This window comes from Streptomyces sp. NPDC127092, from assembly GCF_042722475.1.
Classification (GTDB): domain Bacteria; phylum Actinomycetota; class Actinomycetes; order Streptomycetales; family Streptomycetaceae; genus Streptomyces.
Window position 1 is genome coordinate 1 of sequence record NZ_JBHXFE010000225.1, and the last position, 1,434, is coordinate 1,434.

The 1,434-nt window shown below is 60.9% G+C and carries 1 protein-coding gene; it reads right to left on the reverse strand.

All coding sequences use genetic code 11. The features are described from left to right. The coding region (locus ACFWJO_RS39140) for an LLM class flavin-dependent oxidoreductase (RefSeq protein WP_386872990.1) at window positions 1–1,075 on the reverse strand (1,075 nt) is incomplete at its 3' end. Between the last annotated feature and the right edge of the window lie 359 nt (window positions 1,076–1,434).

Genomic DNA, 1,434 nt, shown 5'->3' on the forward strand with positions numbered 1-1,434 from the left:
CGTTCTGCAGCGCCTGCACCGCGGTAAAGTTCTTCATCAGTGGGAACACCTCACGCCCCATCCGCTTGATGTCCTCCACGTAGTCCGGGAAGATCAGCATGAATCCGGCGACGTCGAGTTCGGCCCACTCGTCGAGCTGGCGCGCGATACTCTCCGGGGAACCGGTGATGAAATCCGTCGAAAACTGCACAAATCCCTTGGCGTCGACCCCGGCGAGGATCTCTGAGGTGCCGCCCTTGGCGGAATCGGTGGATGCCTGCCCGATCACGTACTCCATCACGCCCCGATCCGGGCTGTCGATGTAGCTCTGCAGTTTTGCTTCCGCTTCCTCGTCGGTGTCAGCGAGGACAACACCCAATGCCACAAACGGCCGGATGGTCCGCCCCGCGTTCTCCATCTGCTCGTTGAACCTGCCCACGACCTCCTCGAGGGCGTCCACGCCTCCCCAGGCCAGGCGGAACGAGTAGTCGGCGTACTTCGTGGTGAATGCGATGGCGTCGTCCGAGGCGCCGGCACACACGATGTTCACGTGATTGTCTGGCTTCGGGCCCATCCGCAGATCGTCATACTGGAAGTGCTTGCCCTTGAAGTTCGAGACGCCGTTCTCCCAGAGCTCGCGCACCACCTGGCAGTACTCACCCGCGTACTCCCAGCGGTAGTTGTTGTACTCATAGCCGGGCCACACATTCATGACCTCGAGCTCACGGGGGTGCCAGCCGCCGGGAACGATGTTGAGTGAGAAACGCCCCTCGCTGATCTGGTCGATCGTCACCGCCATCCGCGCCGCGATCGCCGGATGGATCGCCAGAATATTCACGGAGCCAATCAGCTTCATCGTCGTCGTGTCCCGGGCAAGGGCAGCCATCTGTGTCATCGACTCCAGTGCGTCGTCCCAAAACCCCGTCGTACCACCGTGCCCGCGCAGCGCCGACAACGACAGGGCAAAGGAGAACCCGTTTTCCTCACCCGCCTGGATGATCTCCCTCATGTGCGAGTACGTCGGCGAGTACTGTGGAGCAGCCTCAGAAATGAGGTAACCATTCCGAGCACTGGGAATGAAAATACCGAACTCCATCGCAGGTGTTCCTCTCTTTAGCGACCCGCCTTCTCACGGATCGGTCGAATAATGCGCGGAGCCTCTGATTCGAGGGCAATCCGACTAGGACAAGACTTCGGATTCGGGCGTCCTGGGCAGGACGGTGTCAGTAGGGGCTGGGAGCTGTTGTCGCCGTCATGTCTGCGCCGTGGTCGTCGCAGAACCCTGTAGGAAGCATGATCAGCTTCAGCGTGCAGTTTGGGCACCGTGCTGACTTCGACGGCGGCCCTCATTCGCGCGGGCGCTTCGTGTGCTTGTGCAGATTTTGTCTGTTCCGGTCAAGCGGTCTCACCGATGACTTCGGGGAAGAGTTGTGCGTCGGTCGACGACTTGTCGGT